Source organism: Mycobacterium botniense (assembly GCF_010723305.1).
Classification (GTDB): Bacteria; Actinomycetota; Actinomycetes; order Mycobacteriales; family Mycobacteriaceae; genus Mycobacterium; species Mycobacterium botniense.
Window position 1 is genome coordinate 931,884 of the sequence record NZ_BLKW01000002.1, and the last position, 18,056, is coordinate 949,939.

At 64.7% G+C, this 18,056-nt stretch carries 15 protein-coding genes; 5 read left to right on the forward strand and 10 right to left on the reverse strand.

Annotated elements, in window-relative coordinates; genetic code table 11:
• Positions 1-30: 30 nt before the first annotated feature.
• The 3 genes from G6N08_RS04630 to G6N08_RS04640 form a co-directional block, all read right to left on the reverse strand.
• Positions 31-294 carry a hypothetical protein gene (locus G6N08_RS04630; RefSeq protein ID WP_246216603.1) on the reverse strand — a complete coding sequence of 88 codons (264 nt, stop codon included), beginning with the start codon at positions 292-294 and terminating at the stop codon, positions 31-33.
• 406 nt (positions 295-700) lie between these two features.
• A complete protein-coding gene (locus tag G6N08_RS04635) occupies positions 701-1,024 on the reverse strand; it encodes a hypothetical protein (RefSeq protein WP_163754835.1) in 324 nt (107 codons plus the stop codon).
• A 111-nt stretch (positions 1,025-1,135) separates the two neighbouring features.
• The gene (locus G6N08_RS04640) at positions 1,136-1,378 is read right to left on the reverse strand and encodes a hypothetical protein (protein ID WP_163754837.1); all 243 of its coding nucleotides are present in this window, start codon (positions 1,376-1,378) and stop codon (positions 1,136-1,138) included.
• 161 nt (positions 1,379-1,539) lie between these two features.
• Between G6N08_RS04640 and G6N08_RS04645 the strand changes: the two genes are divergently transcribed.
• The gene (locus G6N08_RS04645; RefSeq protein WP_163754839.1) at positions 1,540-2,700 is read left to right on the forward strand and encodes a hypothetical protein; all 1,161 of its coding nucleotides are present in this window, start codon (positions 1,540-1,542) and stop codon (positions 2,698-2,700) included.
• A 443-nt stretch (positions 2,701-3,143) separates the two neighbouring features.
• Here the strand turns inward: G6N08_RS04645 and G6N08_RS04650 are convergent, their stop codons facing one another.
• Entirely contained in the window at positions 3,144-3,821 is a 678-nt protein-coding gene (locus G6N08_RS04650) for a hypothetical protein (RefSeq protein WP_246216604.1), read from the reverse strand.
• A gap of 692 nt (positions 3,822-4,513) precedes the next feature.
• On the opposite strand from G6N08_RS04650, the gene G6N08_RS04655 reads away from it, so the two are divergent.
• Entirely contained in the window at positions 4,514-5,320 is an 807-nt protein-coding gene (locus G6N08_RS04655; protein ID WP_163754844.1) for a L,D-transpeptidase, read from the forward strand.
• A gap of 164 nt (positions 5,321-5,484) precedes the next feature.
• On the opposite strand, the gene G6N08_RS20560 is transcribed toward G6N08_RS04655, so the two are convergent.
• The 4 genes from G6N08_RS20560 to G6N08_RS04670 all read right to left on the reverse strand — a co-directional run bounded on the left by G6N08_RS20560 (position 5,485) and on the right by G6N08_RS04670 (position 10,606).
• On the reverse strand, positions 5,485-6,276 hold the full coding sequence (locus tag G6N08_RS20560) for a beta-xylosidase (RefSeq protein ID WP_246216605.1): 792 nt from the start codon (positions 6,274-6,276) through the stop codon (positions 5,485-5,487).
• 328 nt (positions 6,277-6,604) lie between these two features.
• The gene (locus G6N08_RS04660; protein ID WP_163754846.1) at positions 6,605-7,000 is read right to left on the reverse strand and encodes an Rv0313 family protein; all 396 of its coding nucleotides are present in this window, start codon (positions 6,998-7,000) and stop codon (positions 6,605-6,607) included.
• A 60-nt stretch (positions 7,001-7,060) separates the two neighbouring features.
• A complete protein-coding gene (locus tag G6N08_RS04665; RefSeq protein ID WP_163754848.1) occupies positions 7,061-8,473 on the reverse strand; it encodes a DUF7159 family protein in 1,413 nt (470 codons plus the stop codon).
• Positions 8,474-8,764: 291 nt separating this feature from the next.
• The gene (locus G6N08_RS04670; protein WP_163754850.1) at positions 8,765-10,606 is read right to left on the reverse strand and encodes an Hsp70 family protein; all 1,842 of its coding nucleotides are present in this window, start codon (positions 10,604-10,606) and stop codon (positions 8,765-8,767) included.
• 365 nt (positions 10,607-10,971) lie between these two features.
• On the opposite strand from G6N08_RS04670, the gene G6N08_RS04675 reads away from it, so the two are divergent.
• Positions 10,972-12,138, forward strand: coding sequence for a hypothetical protein (locus tag G6N08_RS04675; protein WP_163754852.1), 1,167 nt, complete (start codon positions 10,972-10,974; stop codon positions 12,136-12,138).
• A 262-nt stretch (positions 12,139-12,400) separates the two neighbouring features.
• On the opposite strand, the gene G6N08_RS04680 is transcribed toward G6N08_RS04675, so the two are convergent.
• Positions 12,401-13,630 carry a hypothetical protein gene (locus G6N08_RS04680; protein ID WP_163754855.1) on the reverse strand — a complete coding sequence of 410 codons (1,230 nt, stop codon included), beginning with the start codon at positions 13,628-13,630 and terminating at the stop codon, positions 12,401-12,403.
• Positions 13,631-13,866: 236 nt separating this feature from the next.
• Here G6N08_RS04680 and G6N08_RS04685 point away from each other — a divergent pair, with 236 nt between their 5' ends.
• Positions 13,867-14,340, forward strand: a complete 474-nt coding sequence (locus G6N08_RS04685; RefSeq protein WP_371868955.1) for a nuclear transport factor 2 family protein — start codon at positions 13,867-13,869, stop codon at positions 14,338-14,340.
• 40 nt (positions 14,341-14,380) lie between these two features.
• Here the strand turns inward: G6N08_RS04685 and G6N08_RS04690 are convergent, their stop codons facing one another.
• On the reverse strand, positions 14,381-15,037 hold the full coding sequence (locus G6N08_RS04690; protein WP_163754858.1) for a L,D-transpeptidase family protein: 657 nt from the start codon (positions 15,035-15,037) through the stop codon (positions 14,381-14,383).
• 322 nt (positions 15,038-15,359) lie between these two features.
• Here G6N08_RS04690 and G6N08_RS04695 point away from each other — a divergent pair, with 322 nt between their 5' ends.
• The gene (locus G6N08_RS04695; protein WP_163754860.1) at positions 15,360-17,936 is read left to right on the forward strand and encodes an FHA domain-containing protein; all 2,577 of its coding nucleotides are present in this window, start codon (positions 15,360-15,362) and stop codon (positions 17,934-17,936) included.
• Positions 17,937-18,056: the final 120 nt, after the last annotated feature.

Here is an 18,056-nt window from a genome sequence, read left to right on the forward strand (position 1 = left end):
CGCCCGCCAGGTGTGGGGTTGGGGGTGAACTCATTTCTGAGTTCCTGCAGCAGATTTCGCGCGGCACGCATTAGGGCCGACAAAGCGACTGGCAGCAGGCTGCTTCTGTGCAGCGATGAAATTCCAGCCGTCAGTTTTGCTGAAAAAATTGCCGATCCCCAGACGAGTGGGGATGATCTTCCGGTCTATAACCGCGTGCTTAATCGCACGGCGGCTGACCGGGATTCCCTCGTCATAGTGCAACCATTCCCAGAGTTCCTGCTCCGTCATGGTCGGCTTTTCATCATCGATCACGGGCGCACTCCAAAGACATCAAAGGGTTTTGGATTTGCGCCCGCTTCCAATCCCCGGTTTATATAGGAAGCGCGTCCGGGGGGAGGGTCAGGCCGGTGACGGCCCTACACCCCTAGTACCTTACCCGAACCGACGCCGACACTCGCCGCTTTACATCGCAAGTGTCCGTGTAAAACGGTCTGTTCGGTCTGGCCAGTACTCGGCGCAGGGGAACGCCCGGCACTTCGCTATCGGCCAGCTCGGCCACGCCTACGGCAGCGGCGGTAGCGGGCTACCGGGGTCAATCACCCCACCGGGTGGCAGGTCATCCTCGGCGTCCCGGCGCATCAGCATCAATCCGTCCTCTGCGGCTTCGATGGCCCGGTCGCGGCACGCGGGGCACACCATGAAAAGCAGCAAGAACGAGTCACTTCCGCCATGGCCAGAACTCCATGTTGCGTTCGCCGATACCGCCGCACGTTGGTGCCTTGCGTATTTGGCAAAAGTCAGCCCGCGCCGTGCGCACGGTTTTGTGCCAGGTACGCCGGTAGTCCTCTGCGTAGTCGTCTAGCAACGCGGGTTCGGCGGGTACGACACGAACCTCATTGGTGCCAACAATATGCACGAACACCGCCGGGGTGCCGTAGTCGTTGATGTCGCTGACGTGGCCGTGCTTATCGAAGCAATCGATGTCGCCCGCAGCTATCCCCAAGCGCATACTACGGTGCGCGGCAGCGGCGATCTTGTCCATCTCAGGGGACCGCGCCGGGGAACAAGTCGTTCAGGCCTGTGTCATCACGCCAGTTGAACATCTTGGCCACCAGTCGGTCGATGGCCCAGCTGGCGTTGGGGTCCATGTTGTTCATGATGCCCTCTCAGCTCGGGACATTGCCCAATCGAACAGGTCTTGTGTCGAGAACATCAGCGCCCCGCCGACTTCGCGGCTTGGTATCTGGCGCTTGGGCGCGGCGGTGGGGACAAAGTTCAGGGTGACTGGCACGCCGAGCACGGTCGTGAGCCACTCGTGCGCGTCCTTGCGGCCGCACACCGTCAGCAACCGCGACAGCTTCACGCCGCTTGGTGGGGCTTGTTGCGTCTTCGCCATTAGAAGTGAACCTCCCTGTCTAGCTTCGACTTTACTCCGATTAGCCCCAGGCCGCTCCGACTAGCCGAGATTCGCCACGGTTGTGTGTTAAGCACCGCCACAACGCATTTCGCAGCATACGCTCTCGTCTAACGCACTAATAACTGCTTAGGACCAATGACATGCCACAGGACACACTGACCAACAGTCGCTTCCACATTTGGGGCGGTTCCGGGGTCGGTGACACTAAGGGTGTTGCGACGCGCGGCGACGCGCTCGTCAACATGACCGCTGACGGCGTTGACCTCAACCAAATTTGGGCTCAGGTACGGGAGGTCAATTCGCTGTGGAACGCCGAACGCAAAAGCATCACCGACATCCTGTCCTTCCAGACCGTCAACGTTGCCGACGCCATCGCGCAAAGCATCACTAGTGCAAGCTTCGAGGAAGCAACGGAATTTGGTGTGCTGGCAGCGATTCGGCCTCCGAGCGATGTGCTGAAGCTTGGGTACAACTTCAAGGACTGGGACCTGCGAACGAGCTTCACGTGGAAGTTCCTACGCGAAGCGACCGCCGAGCAAGTCACCGCCCACCTGCAGCGCGTCTACGAGGCTGACAACATACTGACAACAGGAACGGTCTTCAACCGATTGCTCAATCCGGCAACGGTATTAAATGAATGGCAGCACACTTGCTACGGGTTGTGGAATGCGGACGGAATGGTGCCGCCACCGTTTCTCGGCAAGAAATTGGACGGCTCGCACTCGCACTACCTCACCACGTCCTCAACGACTCTCGACCCCGTTGAGAACATGATCCAGCACGTCTATGAGCATGGCTACGGTTATCACCCAGCCACGCAACTCGTGCTGCTGCTCAACCCCATCGACTTCGACGCAAGCCAGATCGCGTCGTGGAAAGCTGGTATCGAGATTCGCCCGGGTCAAGCGCCCGCCTTTGACTTCATCCCGAGTGCGCTGATGCCCGCGTGGATCAGCAACGAGACCATCCACGGCCCCATCCCGAATTCGGACTATAACGGCCTGCGTGTGTGGGGCAGCTACAAGAACGCCTTGGTGATTCAGTCCTACTACCTGCCGCAGGGGTACGCGATCGTCGCCGCCACGGGCGGGCCGAACAGCGACGCCAACCCTGTTGGCGTCCGTCAGCACGTCAACCCGGCATACCAGGGGCTCAGGCACATTCCTGGCCATGGGCCGTACCCGCTCGTGGATTCAGTCTTTGTGCGTGGCTTCGGCACGGGCACCCGGCACCGTGGCGCGGCGGTCGTCGCGCAGATCACCACGAATGCCAGCTACACCGCGCCGGTGGTGGAGACGTAATGCCCCATTACACCCACAACCCCTACCCCGAACCGGACCCAGCGCCAAGCTATGGGCAGTCTGGCGGTGCCTGTGATCCGCTGCGGCTCCACCGCGACCACCCCGGCGACCAAAGCACCGAGTTCTCATGGGGGCCGGGGCCGGTCGCGCCGCACCTCAATGGCCGGCCCCCGAGTGAAGGCGGGGTTTACAGGGGTCGCAGCCCAAGGGTTGACCCGCCACGCAACGCGGAGCGCGTGGGACGGCCACGCATACGCCCTGGGCCGCTCGATGAGGCACGGGGTTACCCCGGTGACCCGGTGGCCCCATGAGTCGTGGCCAGGGTGGGTTTGTGTACCCGGTGCCCGCCTTGGCCACCCAGCGCACCAGTGCCGCCGAGCTGCCGGTGCCCCGCGCACGCGGCTACGGCCACGCTAGCCGGTAAGCGGCACCCTAATCGGCTGTCAGGATTCTTCTGCGTCTTCCGCGCCGGTCAACAGCTCGATGTCTTCGTGAATCGGCTTCCAGACTTCGGGGTCCAGATTGGACAGATCCGCCGGTAGTTCAGCGCCGACTTCCGCGCTGTAAATCTTGACTTTGCCTGGGATTTCAACGTGTGTGTCTGCGGTCACCGGTGCCGTGAATACGGAAGGGTCAAGCTCAAGCAAGCCTTCATTCACGAGGTGGCTGATCAAGTAGAGAGTGTTGTTCGCACAGGCGCCAATGCGGGCATACACGCTTGCGGCTGCCTGGTAGCGCTGATTCAAACTCAGAGACTTGCCGACTTCCGACTGGATGATCTGCGTGTGCAAGGCATCCGAGTTCAGCCACAGATTTGCCAGCTGAATGTCGGTCAACTTGCCCTTATCGGTCACCACGTAGTACGCGTGCGCTACTTGTGAGCCCTCGACGACATTCGACCAGTGCGCGCGCAGACCCTCGATATCAACCAACTCGGCTAGCGTTTCCTCGCTCAGGAGTGCTTCCAGCGCATCGAGCACCAACGCCCAGTACACCGGCTCCTTGCTCATCAAGAACGGTCGCACTCTCGCAGCGAAAGACTCGAACGCCTCCTCCGGTGGGAGCTCCGTAAGGACGCTGTGGTCAGTCTCGCCGGTTTTTGTGTTCACGACGATATTCATCTTGACAGTGCCGGAGCCCAAGTCGTTCAGGAGCTGTCCGTGCTCGCGGACGAGTGAGTGGGCCATCATCCTCCGTGCGCGTAGGACAAATCTCCCTACACGGTCGCGAGGATCAAGAAGAGGCATGCGGCCAGCCTATGGGCGCTCACCGACACATCTCGGCGTGTCGCCGCGTGTCTTCCCGGTACCTACCTTGTACCTACGACGCAACCAAACTTTAGCCGTACCGATGCTGAACCGGAGTTGTGCGCTAGCCGTACCTAAATAGCTGCTAGAGCCGTGATTCGCCTTAGCTATTCGGGCGGTCTACCAGGCTCTTTCGTTCACCCGTTCGAGCCTGTAACCAGCTTCCCAAGCTGAGAACGCGGGTTCGATTCCCGTCATCGGCTCTGCTCTGCTGACCACCGAATGCTGCGTGAAAGCGTTCCATGTCCTCTGCGGCCGTCACGGGCGTGTCGTACCGCGATTCAACTCCACTCCAGTCGGCTGCAGCGTTTTGTCCTGGCCCATCGTCAGGCCGGCGTCGTGGCGCCTGATCAAAGCGGCCTGATCCGCGCGCGACGACGGTGCCGGGTTGGCCCGCCTGTGGCCAAAACGTGACAGAGACTTGACCGAATTACTAACGCGTGCCTACACATTCGGTCTTCACAGCAGCTCTACCATCGCAATGACATAGGACAGGGATCGGAGCCATGCGGGCGGTTGTTCGGTGCGTTCTGGCGATAATCGGGATCGCTGCGATTGTGGTGACGGGGCCAGCCTGCGTCAGCCTGGCCGCAGCGAACCAGTCCTCTAGGTTCGCCATCGCATCCGTTCTACCGGCGCCGGGCGAGATCGTAGGTGTTGCTCACCCCCTGGTGGTGATGTTCAGCGTGCCCGTCGCCAACCGGCGCGCGGCCGAGCGTGCCCTCGAAGTCAAATCGGCGCCCGCGATGAGCGGCACATTCGAGTGGCTCGACAACACCACGGTGCAGTGGGTACCCGACCGATTCTGGCCAGCGCACAGCACGGTGGCGCTCTCGGTGGGAAACCTGTCCACGGATTTCAAGACGGGTCCCGCCGTCGTGGGCGTTGCCGATATCTCGGATCACACCTTCACCGTGCGTATCGACGGGGTAGGCGCCGGGCCGCCGCCTCCACGACCAGCACCGCATCACCGACCTCACTGGGGTGAAGAGGGGGTGATGCCGGCCTCTATGGGGCGGCCGCATTTCCCGACCCCTGTCGGCTCCTACACGGTCCTGTCTAAGGAACGCTCCGTGGTGATGGATTCCAGCAGCGTCGGCGTCCCGCTCACCGACCCCGAGGGTTATCGGGTGCCGGTGGATTACGCCGTCCGGATCAGCCGCCGCGGCCTCTATGTGCACTCAGCTCCATGGGCTCTTAATTCACTGGGGGTTGAAAATGTCAGCCACGGCTGCATCAGCCTGAGCCCTGCCGACGCGGAGTGGTATTTCAACGCGGTTCATATTGGCGACCCGGTGATAGTGCAGGAATAACAGCGGCAGCCGCCGCGGCTTCACAAGGCCCAGACCTCGCTGCCATCCCGGTGGAGGTACGTCACCTCTGCTCGAGCTCGCTGCAGGACAATGCCGGATGATCCTGGCGATAAGAGCTGCCGCGTTGCCGGACCAAGCCCGCATATCCGGGCAGAGGACCGGCCTTAGCTTGCGCCCGGAGCTGAAACGGCTGCCTGCGGGGGCCCGGGCAGAATGGGCTGACCGGGCACAGGCCCACTGGCCGGCACCGGATCGCTTGGCTGACCTTTACCCCGATAGCTCCCAGCCATGTCAATGAGCGGAGCACCCGCCGGCACCGGGGCACCCGCCGCTACCGGAGCACCTGCCGCTACCGGAGCCCCCGCCGGCACACCCGCCGCTACCGGAGCACCCGCCGGAACCGGAGCCCCCGCCGGCACACCCGCCGGAACCGGAGCCCCCGCCGGCACACCCGCCGGCACCGGAGCCCCCGCCGGCACACCCGCCGGCACCGGAGCCCCCGCCGGCACACCCGCCGGCACCGGAGCCCCCGCCGGGGCACCCGCGGGCACCGGAGCCCCCGCCGGCACACCCGCCGGAACCGGGGCACCCGCGGGAGCACCCGCCGCTACCGGTGCACCCGCGGCACTACCGGCCATCCCAGCGAGAGGAGCACTGGCCGCAGGAGGAACACACCCGCCCGCGGCCAGTGGTCCACCCGCCGCTGCCGGTGGTGCACCCGCGGCCAGTGGTCCACCCGCCGCTGCTGGCGGTGCACCCGCGGCCAGTGGTCCACCCACCGCTGCCGGCGGTGCACCCGCCGCTGCCGGCGGTGCGGCTTCGCCCGCCTTACCTTGCATGCATGTGTAGCCGCCCGTCATCAGCGGGCTGGCCGCCGCGGTCGGGATCAACGCTATCGCGGCCCCGCACACGCCAGCGCTAATGACGGTGATGGTGAATCGATCGAAGATCGTCATCAACGTCCACTCCTTTACCCGCGCTCAGATATTTCCGCAATCAATAAGGCGCAGCAGAACCGCATAGCCGTATCGAGGTCGCGTTAGACGACCGACTAATTGTTAGCAGCTGCTGTGAAATACGCGGCGTGGCGCACCGCGCCGTTTCCAAATGGTGACGTTCGGTCTAGGCCGATCCGTCAAAAAGAGGTGCTTGACCGCAGGAGTTTTCCGACGGCGTCAGATGTCAGGACAATTCCGCATGCCCAGACAAGCCTGCGCGGATGTCTTACGCCTCGGAGCCCTCGATGGCACTGCTGAGAACGTGCGTTGGATTCCAGTCATCGCCTTACGAAGTCGGCCCCGCCGTCTCCTCTGGATCGTCGAGGGCGCTCACCGCGATACCGTATGGCAGAAAGCGGACTTTGCGTTTGGGATCGGTGTTGTTCTTGTTCGCGCGTAAGGCATCCAGTTCTGTTGCGTAGACCTCTTCGACATGGGCACCGCCGTTATCGTCGACGGTATAGATCGCCCATACCCCGTCACCGGCCTCACCGGCGGTCTCCGGTTGTGAACGCGAGCGCCGCGCCATTTCTTCGAAAAAGGCCGTCCACCCGGCCCGGTCGCCAGGACCAGTGAAAAAGCGGCCTATCCGTTCGAACGCCTCACGCAGTCCTTCGCCCGCGTCGCGGATCACGCGATCGAACTCTTCGGGAGTGAATCCAAACGGACCGTATTCACCCATGGCGGCCTCCTGCCAGCTCAGAGCGGTAACACCCAGTGTGCGCGCGGCAGCCGCCGCGGGCTAGGGGCCCGGGGGCGGAGGTGGTGGCGGTGGATTGATCGGAATCGGCACCGTGACGAACGGCAGACGCAGATACATGGTCATCGGCGGCATCCGCGGGGGAGGTGGTGGCGGGGGAGCTGCCGGAGGCGGCGGCGGGGGAGCTGCCGGGGGCGGCGGGGGTGGGGCGGCTGGTGGCGGGGCTTGGTCTTGCGGCGGTGGTACGTATACCGGAGCCCGCCGGGGCGGCGTCGGTCGAACCGGTGCCTCAGGCGGGATGCTGCGAGGCGCTACCACCGGTGCTGGCTCGGGAATAGTTTCGGGTGCCGGCCCGGGGGCGACCGGCGCAGGTGGGGCCGCCGGCGCGGGTGCGGCGGGAGGTGGTGAGGGCGCAGCAGGCGGGGCCGCTGCGGGCGGCGGAGCGGCCGGCGGGGGCGGCGGGGCCTGCTTAGTCGGCAGGACGATATTCCCACTGGGGCCAGGGTGCTGACCGGCTGTCGGTCGGACATCGGCGGCAAGGGAAACCACCAGCGCCACAGCACCAATGGCGAAAAGCGCCGCCAGTGCGCTACCCGAGAGCACCAAACTTCGCCGTCGCGGCTGCCCACTGTCGTCCTCGTCCGCTACCTCGCTGTAGGCCAGCGCCCCCGAGCCGAAACCGGCATTCGCCACGACATCGATATAGGTCGGAGCGATGCTGTACGGGTTGACTTCGCCGGTGCCCGGATCTTGAGCGTAGGCCAGAGCCGCGGTGGATGAGGCGAACAGCGGCGCATTCGCCGACGCCAGCGCCGCCCCGCGGGCCAGCGCCATATCAGGCTCCTCTGGTGCACTCACCGGCAGCGAGATCGCCGACTCCAGCGCCGACTTGACCGGCACGATATCAACCCCGCTTCCGACGACGAACACCCCGTCAGCCCTCGATTCCAGCGAATCCAGGCTGGTGATCATCGCGGTGAGCTCGTCCACCGCATCTGCGCGGATCAGCCGCCGGTGCAAATCGACAATGGAACCATCGGCCGCGTCGACCACTGCCAGTGTCGCACTCTCTGGCTCGACGAATAACAGCGCGATATGGCTGTAATTCATCACTGCGCCAACCGTCTGAGCCAATGCGGCCGCGGCGAGCAATGGAGCGACCAGCATCGTGTTACCCAACCCGCGGGCTGCGAGCACATCCCGCAGCGAAGCGGCTTCGGCGGGATCGGTCCAGGTCACGCCGGTCGAGACCAGGCGGTAGCCGGCTTCCGTCGCACTTTCGCGGGTGCCTGAGATCGCCAAGACCACCTGCTGGGCGGCGTTGGGAGCGGTCTCGTCGTCTGTGGTGACCTCGAAGGTGTCTTCCTCGACGGTGACCCCGTCGGCGTTCTCGCCTTCGATCAGCACCATGCGAACCATCGACGGTGCCGTCGATACGCCTAGAACGATGTCCAATAGTCCTCCAAAGTCCTCAGCCGGCCACGGTCGGGGCGGAGGCGTGCACCGCGCCGGACTGTTCCGACGGCGTCACCGCAGGCGATACGGCGTACCAGCTGGGTTAGCTGGCTGTTATGAACTTCTGATCAGTCCGTGACGGAGAGTTATGGCAGGCCCCCGCCAACCTCGGTACTTCAACCCTACTCGCAGGTTTCCGCGTTGGGCCCCGATTCGATAGACAGGCTCGGAGCGCATAGCTGCACATGTCGCCGAGAGTGGCCACCCGGGTGCACCGGCAGGTGCCGAATCCTACGGCCGGTTTTGCGGAACCGGAACGGGTATCGGAACCGGCACCAGCGGGAGAGTCAACCATTCGGTCGTCATCGGCACCTTCGTGGTGGTGGTCGTCGGGACCGTGGTGGTGGCCGGCGGCTCGGTGGTTGTCGTGGTGGTGGTTGTCGTCATCGTGGTGGTGGTCATCGGTGGTGCCGTCGTCGTCGTGGTCGTCGGCGGAGGCTGGTATGTGGTGGTGCTGGTGACCGGGGGCGGAGGGGGAGGTGAGACCTCGCTCGGTGTCGGTGCGATGCTCGGTGTTGGCACGACGCTGGGGGTGGGCTCGATGCTTGGCAGTGGCGACGGGACAGGGCTGGGCGCCGGTGGTTGGGAGCTGGGCGGGGGCGGCGCCACGCTGCTGCTGGGCGCGGGCGGAGCCTGGCGTTCAGTGGTGCTGGTGAGCGAGTAGACCACACCGCCGACGGAGATCATCGCCACCAAAGCGGCGAGACCGACAACAAGCCGGGCCAGACGATACCGGCGACCGGGTCGGGGCTCAGCCGGCTCTATCTGCGGTGTATGGCCGGTGGGTGCCCCCTCCGGTGCGTAGGCTGTCGGTACAGCCCGGGTGAGGACCTCCTCGTACACTTCGGTGTAGGGCACCAGCTCGTCGTCGGTGTCATCGGCCTGCGACCACGCCAACTCCGGAACCGTCTCCGAAGCTGCGTCCTCCTCGACCACATCGACGGTGGGCAGGCCCAAAATGCTTGTGGTACCGCAACCATCGTCGCTACTATTGCCCACTACCGCGGCCATCGCCGTCGGCGCCTCGATCTCAGCGCCGGATTCGCCTGAGGCAAACAGCGCAGCGCCCACCGCCATCGCAAACTCCGGTTGCGGGGCTGTCACGAGGTGTGTCCGTGTGTGAGACGAAAGATACTGCTCAACAAGGGGTATGTTGGCGCCACCACCGACGGCTACTAGCGCTGTGACGTCATTCCAGCCAATGTTGTTGCGCATCAACATGTCTTCAAAGGCCGTGATGACGCTGGCGATGCCGTCGTGCATCAAGGACTCCAGCTCATCACGCGTTACCTGGATGCTCGTGCGATATCCCGGCAACTCAGCGACGAGTTCGGTGATGGTCTGAGTAGAGAGAAACTCCTTGGCCTGACGGCATTCTTCGGTGAGCAGCGTCAGCTGTCCGACCGCGGTGGTACCGTCCGGGTCGCTCCCATTATGGCCGACGTTTTCCAACACATAAGCCAGCAGCGCCTGGTCGATTTGGGCACCGGAAAACTGTTGGTAGCGAACAGTTTCGCCAACAGGTGTAAAACCTGCCCCGGCATCTGCCAACGTCATTGTGGTGCCACCGCCGCCGAAGTCAAGCAATCCCACCACGCCGTGCGATGGCAGACCGACTTGGGAGTTCACTGCCGTCAACGCTGCCACAGCATCCGAAACCAGGCACGGTGCTACTCCGGTTCGGACGAAACCGGCATGGGTGCGCAACCCCTCCTGCAACCCTCGCACCGCTGTGGATCCCCAATGGGCGGGGACGGCGATAGCGATCTCTGAGGTTGCCGGGTCAGCGCCGGCCGCCGACACCATGGCGTCTAGGGCCTCGACCAGCAGCAAATCGGGTTCGTGGGCAGACCCCTCACCGGACACCAACGCGACAGCGTCGCCGATTCGCTCCACGAACCCGCTGACCACCGTGCCGGGCTCAGTCAGGCCGGGATTCTCCGCGGGTGCGCCGATTTCGGGCGCGCGATGACTGAACAGGGTCAGCACAGCCCGACGCCGGACCGGTGGCGTCCCGTTACGAACCGCCACCAGGTTGGTAGTCCCAATCGACAACCCCAATGGGTCGTGCATAAACGATTACCTTGCAGCGTGAACGGTCGGCGGCTGGCCTCCACGATAACGGCCGGGGTGCTCTATCAACGTCAGACACACCGGGGCGTTGTGACGATCATCGGCGGTGCACGCCGCCGTCTGTGCTGCGCCCGTGTCGCCGGCAGCTGTCTCTTCCCGAGTTGGGTCGACGTGGAACGCAGCGATAAACAAAAATAGATAAACAAAAATATTGTGGTGCAGGGTAATAAGAAGACTAGCGTAGCGCCGACGCGCAGAGCCGATCTTCACCCGGCGGCAGTGGGCGCGATCGTTGGGGCTGCTGCTCTGATGCACGGACCGCTCGCTGTAGGGTAACGACACAATCCAGCGGAAAGGGGCGGATCATGTCGGCGCTTCGTGCCTGCGGAATCGCCCTTGCCGGCGCCAGCAGTCTCCTCACCGTCACGCCGGTGCCAGCATCGCTTCCTGATGTTCACATTCCCGCCATCGTGCTCACCGCCGGCACGGGTCTGCCGGGCGCTGCCGGCGGCCTGATTGGCTTGACCAGCCCCTTGACCACAGCCTTGGGGTCCTCAGACACCCAAACCGGACTGTTGAGCGGGCTGCAGATCGAGAACATGGCCGGTGGGCTTGACCACCTCAACACTGCGCTGGGCGCGCCGACCGACTCCGGCAGCCTGCTGACCGCGTCGTCTGCCACTTCCCCTCTGGCCGATGTCGTCACCCCTTACCTCGACCTGTTCACCCACACGCTCGCCGACCTGCACGCGATTGGGGCCGAACGGCTTGCCGACCCGGCGCCGATCCTGTCGGCGATCCTTGCCAACCAGGCCGGTTACGTCGAGCAGGTTCTGGCCAATCCGGCGTCGATCGGGGACATCCCCGGCGAGATCGCGGGCCACGCGGAAAACGTGTTCGCCGCCCTGGTCAACCCGCTCACGATCACCATCGATTACACGAGTTCGCCGAACACGATTGACATCACCTTTGGCGTGCCGTTGGAACTGCTGCTGGTTGAGCCGTCATTTCTGCTGGGCATCAACCTGGGGGCAGTGAAAACCATCGTGGCGGGGTTGACCAGCGGCGATCCCACGACGGCGCTGGCTGCGCTCATCGATGCTCCTGCCACCCTCGTAAACGGTGTGCTCGACACCCTTTTCCTCCCTGACACGGACTTCAGCGCCACCCTTACCGGTGACCAGGTCGACCAGCTCAACCCGACGCTCATCGAGCTGGGGACGAACCCGATATCCGCCGGTCTCGGCATCACCCCATTTCCCACCGGAGCTACGGTCGACGCCACGGCTGGGCCGTTCGGCGGGCTGGTCGACATCCTGGTCAACTATGTGCCTCAGCAGATCGGGGCGGCAGTTTCGACGACACTGGCCGACCAGGTGACGCCGGGAACCGTTGACATCGGAGCCGATATCGTGAGTTACCTGTCGGGGTTGTTATCCGGTGCGGCAAGCGACCTCTGGTCAACAATGGCCGCCGACCTCGGCGCTCAGCTGCCCTCGCTGCTGATGGACCCCCTCGCGTTGCTGCCGTGATGATTTGGGACTGCCGGTAGCGGTGCGTACCCAAACGTGGTCACCGGGCGATTGTTTGCCGCTTGGCTGATCTACACCGAGTCGCCGATGTCTGCGCTCCACAAGGTGATGGTCACCCCCGGCGGGGGGTCGCTCAGCCCGTGCGGCCGGTAAACGACCAACCACAGGCAGAACACCAATCACAATGCCGCACAACATCATACGAAGGTCACTACGCTGCACGCCCGCACCGCTACCGCGCGGTGTGACACCGGAGAAGCGCTCAGACCACAGTGAGCGGCAAGGATCGCCGCGGCTGAAACTGAAATGTCGACCCACGGCTGACCTTGGTTACCGAAACCTCAGGCAGTTCCGCGGCCGCGGTGTCGGTGTGCACCAGTTCGGCAGTCCAATCGGTGCGCGTCCCGGTGACCTGCACGCTAACATGCGGATCAACCGCAGTGGCGATGGCCTGCACAGGCTGGATGGACTCAGGTGAACACAGCGAGATCCAGGCGCCGTCGTCGTGCGCCGGTGACTGGTGCACAACCAGCTTCCCCCGCCCGATTTCAGCGCTGACATAACCGGCGGGATTGACCAGCGGGTGCAGTTCTAACACGGCTGACACCCCGTCGATGCCGCCGGCCAGCGACAGCGCACGCTGAATCCGCTCAGCGCCCAGCCCGGCCACGCCGGTCAGCTGGCGGATCCCGATGGATTCAGCCAGCACGGCGTCGGCTCGTGCCCGCAGCGCGACCGCGAATGACAGGTACAACAGATGCATCTGCAGACACACCTCGTCGGCGATGCGCACCAACGCCGAATGCGAAAACGCGCCGAAGTCCAGATCCGAGAGCAGTGGCCCCGAATAGTCTGGAAGCCCCTCCTGCGATCGGTCGATCGCATCCAGTTGCCATGTAGCGGCACGGGTTTGGCTGACCACTTGGAGGGCGGGAATACTCTTGGCCGGCGGGTGGGACTCGTCGATGGTGACGGTCCATGCACAATGCGGATGCCGATCCGGCGGCACCCGGGGCGGGCGGTGCAGGGGCCGCATCCGCGCCCGCGGATTGGTGGCCACCGCGGTGGCGTCGAATGTCGGGTCTTCGATGGTGTGGCACATGCCGAAGACGTAGTCCTCACCCATCGGCTCCACATCCAGCAGCGCACCGCAGTGGTCGAGGTGAAACTCGCCGTGCCGACGGTCGTGGACGGTGTAGCGGAAATCCATGAACTGCGGTGGGGCACCGATGTCGAGCTGCAGACCTTTGAAAATAGTGGGCACGTCGTCGCCCTCGAAGTTCAGTGCTCGCTGCATCCGTTTGGTGTAGATGGGGCTGGCGCCGGCCCACTCCTCGATGGCGATTTGCACCATCTGCTCGTGGCCGAACTGCTGGATACACCAAGCCATCCCGGAACGGTCGATCAGATGTCCGATGAGCAGCAGCTCCGGGACCAGCGCGGCCAGCTCGCCGCGGGACAGCCGCGCATAGCGGCTGCGGGACTCACTCACGCCTTCACGATAGCCAGTTCTCGCCTGCGCTCATCAGGCGGTGCACCGGAGTGCCGACACCGGCGTCACGTGCGCTGCGGCGAGTGCACGCGGAGGACGTGGCTTTGGCTGCCGATCGCCACCCGCCGGCCACGCCAGACCGGGCCGAGCCTGTGTGAGTGGTCGGCGGCGTGCGAGCGGCCCAGAGGCCGCACCCGATGGCCCGTCCTCCACCCGGGGCGTGCTGCAATGTCGGGATGAGCCCTCACGATGTCATCGCCGACATAGCAGCGATCAAACAGGTCAAATACCGCTACCTGCGGGCGCTGGACACCAAGCACTGGGACGATTTCGCCGCCACGCTGACCGAGGATGTCCGCGGCGACTACGGGTCGTCGGTCGGCGAAGAGCTGCACTTCACCAACCGCGCCGATTTGGTGGACTATATGCGCTCAGCGCTCGGACCGGCCATCATCACCGAACATCGGGTGACGCACCCGGAGATCGCGGTCACCGGCGATGAGGCAGTGGGCAGCTGGTATCTCCAGGACCGCGTCATCGTCCCCGATCTCAAGTTCATGTTGATCGGCGCGGCGTTCTACCACGACCGCTACCGCCGTACCGACCAGGGCTGGAAGATCAGCGCCACCGGCTACGACCGCACCTATGAGGCGACAATGTCGTTGGCGGGCAGCGACTTTAAGGTCACACCCGGGCCCGCGCTGGCCTGAGACGCCGAGATCGCTGGGCGCGGCCGGCCGCGGATGGTCCCTATTGTGCAATCGCGATCAGCGCGCCGGGCCGCAGCCATCGGATAATCTGCACCAGGGTGCCGTCATCGACGGCCACACACCCCTCGGTCGGCCCGCCGTCGGTGGTGTGGAAGAAAAACGCCGCTCCGTTGCCCGGGATGCGGGCGTTGTTGACGCCCATCACCACCGCGTGCTTGTACTGCGGGATGTCGAGGTTCTCGCTCTCCGCGGTGTTGAACGGGCACTGGTCTTTCCGGCACACCTGCATGGTGTTGAAGGTGGGACTTTTCGCGTCGCCGTCCCACCAGTAATCGGGCCCGACCTGGACATATCTGAGGCCCGTGCCGGGATTGGGCGCGGTGCCGAACGCGTAGGGCAAACTGAAGATTCCCATCGGAGTCGCCGGGTATCCGCTTTTGGCCTGCGGAGTCATCCCCGCCGACCCGATATGCGCGGCGATCCCGGCCGCGACCGGCTGCCAGCCGGTCGCGCTGCGCTGATAAACATCCAGCTTCGCATTCGAACCACCCACGCCGACAACGGAAATCACCTGACTGGCAGTGCCGACCGATCGGGCGAACCACGGGCTGCCCACTGCAGCACTCATCGGCGCGACCATCAGGGTCGCGCCGATCATGCACGCCGCAACGCACAAGAAGGCCACCAGTCGGCGCACCGTTTCATGATCAATTCCATCCAGTCTCAGGGTCAAGTAAAGGTTTAGATTCGGTTAGGTCACCGCGCCGCGACGCAGCGGTGCTCGTCCAGGCGGTGAGCCGGATCGGCCGATATGATCGGCGACGATGTCCGTGTCCGGCGGCGACATGACCCGGCAGCTCTGAAGATTTCAGCGGCGGGGCGCTTGTGTCTACCGTCTGCCAGTGCATCGCCAGGTGCCTGCGCGGCGCACCGCGACATGGTCATCACCGCTGAAGGTCGGCCGTCGCCCAGGCCGGACATGCCGATTGACCAACGACCCCGGGGGAGAACGTCGTCCAATGGCATCGAAAGATCGCCCCGGCCCAGAGTCTGCTGACGTCCAAACAGCCAAGCTGGCTGTCGCTGGTGAGGTGAACACGCCGCCGTTGACCGTCTGGCTGGGGTCAGCGATGTACACCTTTCCCACCGACCGTGATGTGACCGTGGGCCGCGACCGCGACTGTGACATCTATCTCGGCGACAGCGACCCCGCGACCGGTCAGCTGATCTCGCGCACCCACGCGATCCTGCGCTTTGACGGCACCCGGTGGGTACTCGTCGATAAAAGCCAAAACGGTGTTTTCGTCGATGGTGCTCCGGCGGATTTGATCGCCATCCGCGACCGCCAGAGCATCAGGCTGGGCAGTCCGAACGGACCGCAGCTCACCTTTCGGGTCGCCGAGTCCCCGTCGCCATCGGGTCCGCAGAACCCGCCGACCCTCACCCGGATATCGGGGAAGCCTGCGCCGGATACCGTGCAGACGGCCCGCCTGTCGATACCGCGGATCCTGCGCGGTCCGGCGCGGACGCAGCCGTTGGCCTGGCAGACCCTGCGCGACTCGAGAGGCGTCCAACCGGATCTGTCGCAACGGGTTGGCGACACGGTGCGCATGCTGTTGCCGCCACGACCCGCCACACCCCCGCCAGGGTCGACCACGATCGGGCGCGCGAAATCCAACGGCATCGTCGTGCATGATGCGCTGGCGTCGCGTGTACACGCCATGCTGGTTTTCACCCCGGCTGGTGTCGAGATCCGTGACAACAACAGCAGCAACGGCACATTCGTCAACGGCCAACGTATAACGAGGACGCTGCTCCGCGACGGCGATATCGTCACCATCGGCAACACCGACCTGGTCGCATCGGGCAACATGTTGGTGCCGCGGATCGCGCCGACACTCACCAGCGGACTCGTCGCGCATACCCTCGGCCTGACCGTTGATGGTCACCGCCTACTCACCGATGTGTCGTTCACTGCGAGGCCGGGTACCCTGACCGCCGTCATCGGCCCCTCCGGGGCGGGCAAGACCACACTGATCAAGCTGATCGGCGGCGCCGCCGAGCCCAGCGCCGGGCTGGTCACCTTCGACGGGCATGACGTACACGCCCACTACGCGTCGATGCGCTCCCGCATTGGGATAGTGCCCCAGGACGACGTCGTGCACCGCCAGCTCACCCTCGAACAAGCGCTCGGTTACGCCGCGGAACTGCGGTTGCCGCCCGACACGTCGGCCGCTGACCGTCGAAGGGTAGTCGCGCGGGTCCTCGACGAGCTGGAGCTGACCGCACATAAGAAAACCCGCGTCGACAAGCTTTCCGGCGGGCAGCGCAAACGTGCGTCGGTCGCTCTGGAGCTGCTGACCGGCCCGTCGCTGCTGATTCTCGACGAACCCACCTCCGGGCTCGACCCCAACCTCGACCGGCAAGTGATGACCATGCTGCGCCGGATCGCCGACGCCGGGCGGGTGGTGATCGTGGTCACCCATTCGCTGAGCTACGTGCGCATGTGCGATCAGATCGTGCTGCTGGCACCCGGCGGCAAAACCGCATTCGCCGACCCGCCGACGCAGATCGGGCCGGTGATGGGAACGACCGACTGGGCCGACATCTTCGCGCGCGTCAGCACCGACCCCGACGGCGCACATCGGGCTTTTCTGGCACGGCACCCGCCCTCGCCCGCACCGCGCGCACCTGCGGCAAGCGCGGCGTCACTGGGCAGTCCCCCGCACACCAGCCTGTGGCGCCAGATGTCGACGGTGGCGCGTCGCCAGGTTCGCCTCATCACCGCCGATCGCGCCTACTTCGCGTTCTTGGCCATCCTGCCGTTCATCCTCGGCGGTTTGTGCCTGGTGGTGCCGGGCAATACCGGGCTGGGTTTCGCCAACCCGCGCGGATCGCAGCCCGACGAGCCCAGCGAGTTGTTGACCCTGCTCAACCTCGCCGCGGTATTCATGGGCACCGCGTTGACCATCCGCGACCTGGTCGGGGAACGGTTGGTCTTCCGCCGCGAGCAGGCGGTGGGGCTGTCGGCGTCGGCCTATCTGGCCGCTAAGGTTCTCGTCTACAGTCTCGCGGCGCTGATTCAGACGGCAGTGGTCACTGCCATCATGGTCACCGGCAAAGGCGCGCCCACACATGGCGCCGTGCTGCTGGGCAGCGGCACAGTCGAACTGTACGTGACTCTGGCGGCCACGGCCATCGCCTCGGCCCTGGTGGGACTGGCACTCTCTGCGCTGGCCCACTCCACCGAACAGATCCTGCCCATGCTGGTGGTGGCGGTCATGGTTTCGATGGTGCTTGCCGGTGGCATGATCCCGGTGACCGGCCGTATCGGGCTCTCGCAAGCATCGTGGCTGCTGCCGGCCCGCTGGGGTTTTGCGGCCACCGCCTCCACGGTTGATCTGCGCGCCGTCGAGTTCGACGTGCCGGCCGACAGGTTGTGGACGCATTCGCTGCGGATCTGGCTGCTGGACATGGGCATGCTGGTACTGCTGAGCACCCTGGTCACCGGCTTCGTGCGGTACCGGTTGCGGCTGCCGGTGCACACTCATGGCAGCCGCACTGGCTCCCGCGCACATCACACCCGCACCAGATGACTGCACCCGGATGCCGTCATCGCGCACAAGATGTCGGTGAACATCGTTGAGAAAGAAGGAATTTCGACAAACTCCGTCGTGACCCTTCCTCGATTCACGCCGACAGCATCTGGTCGCAGT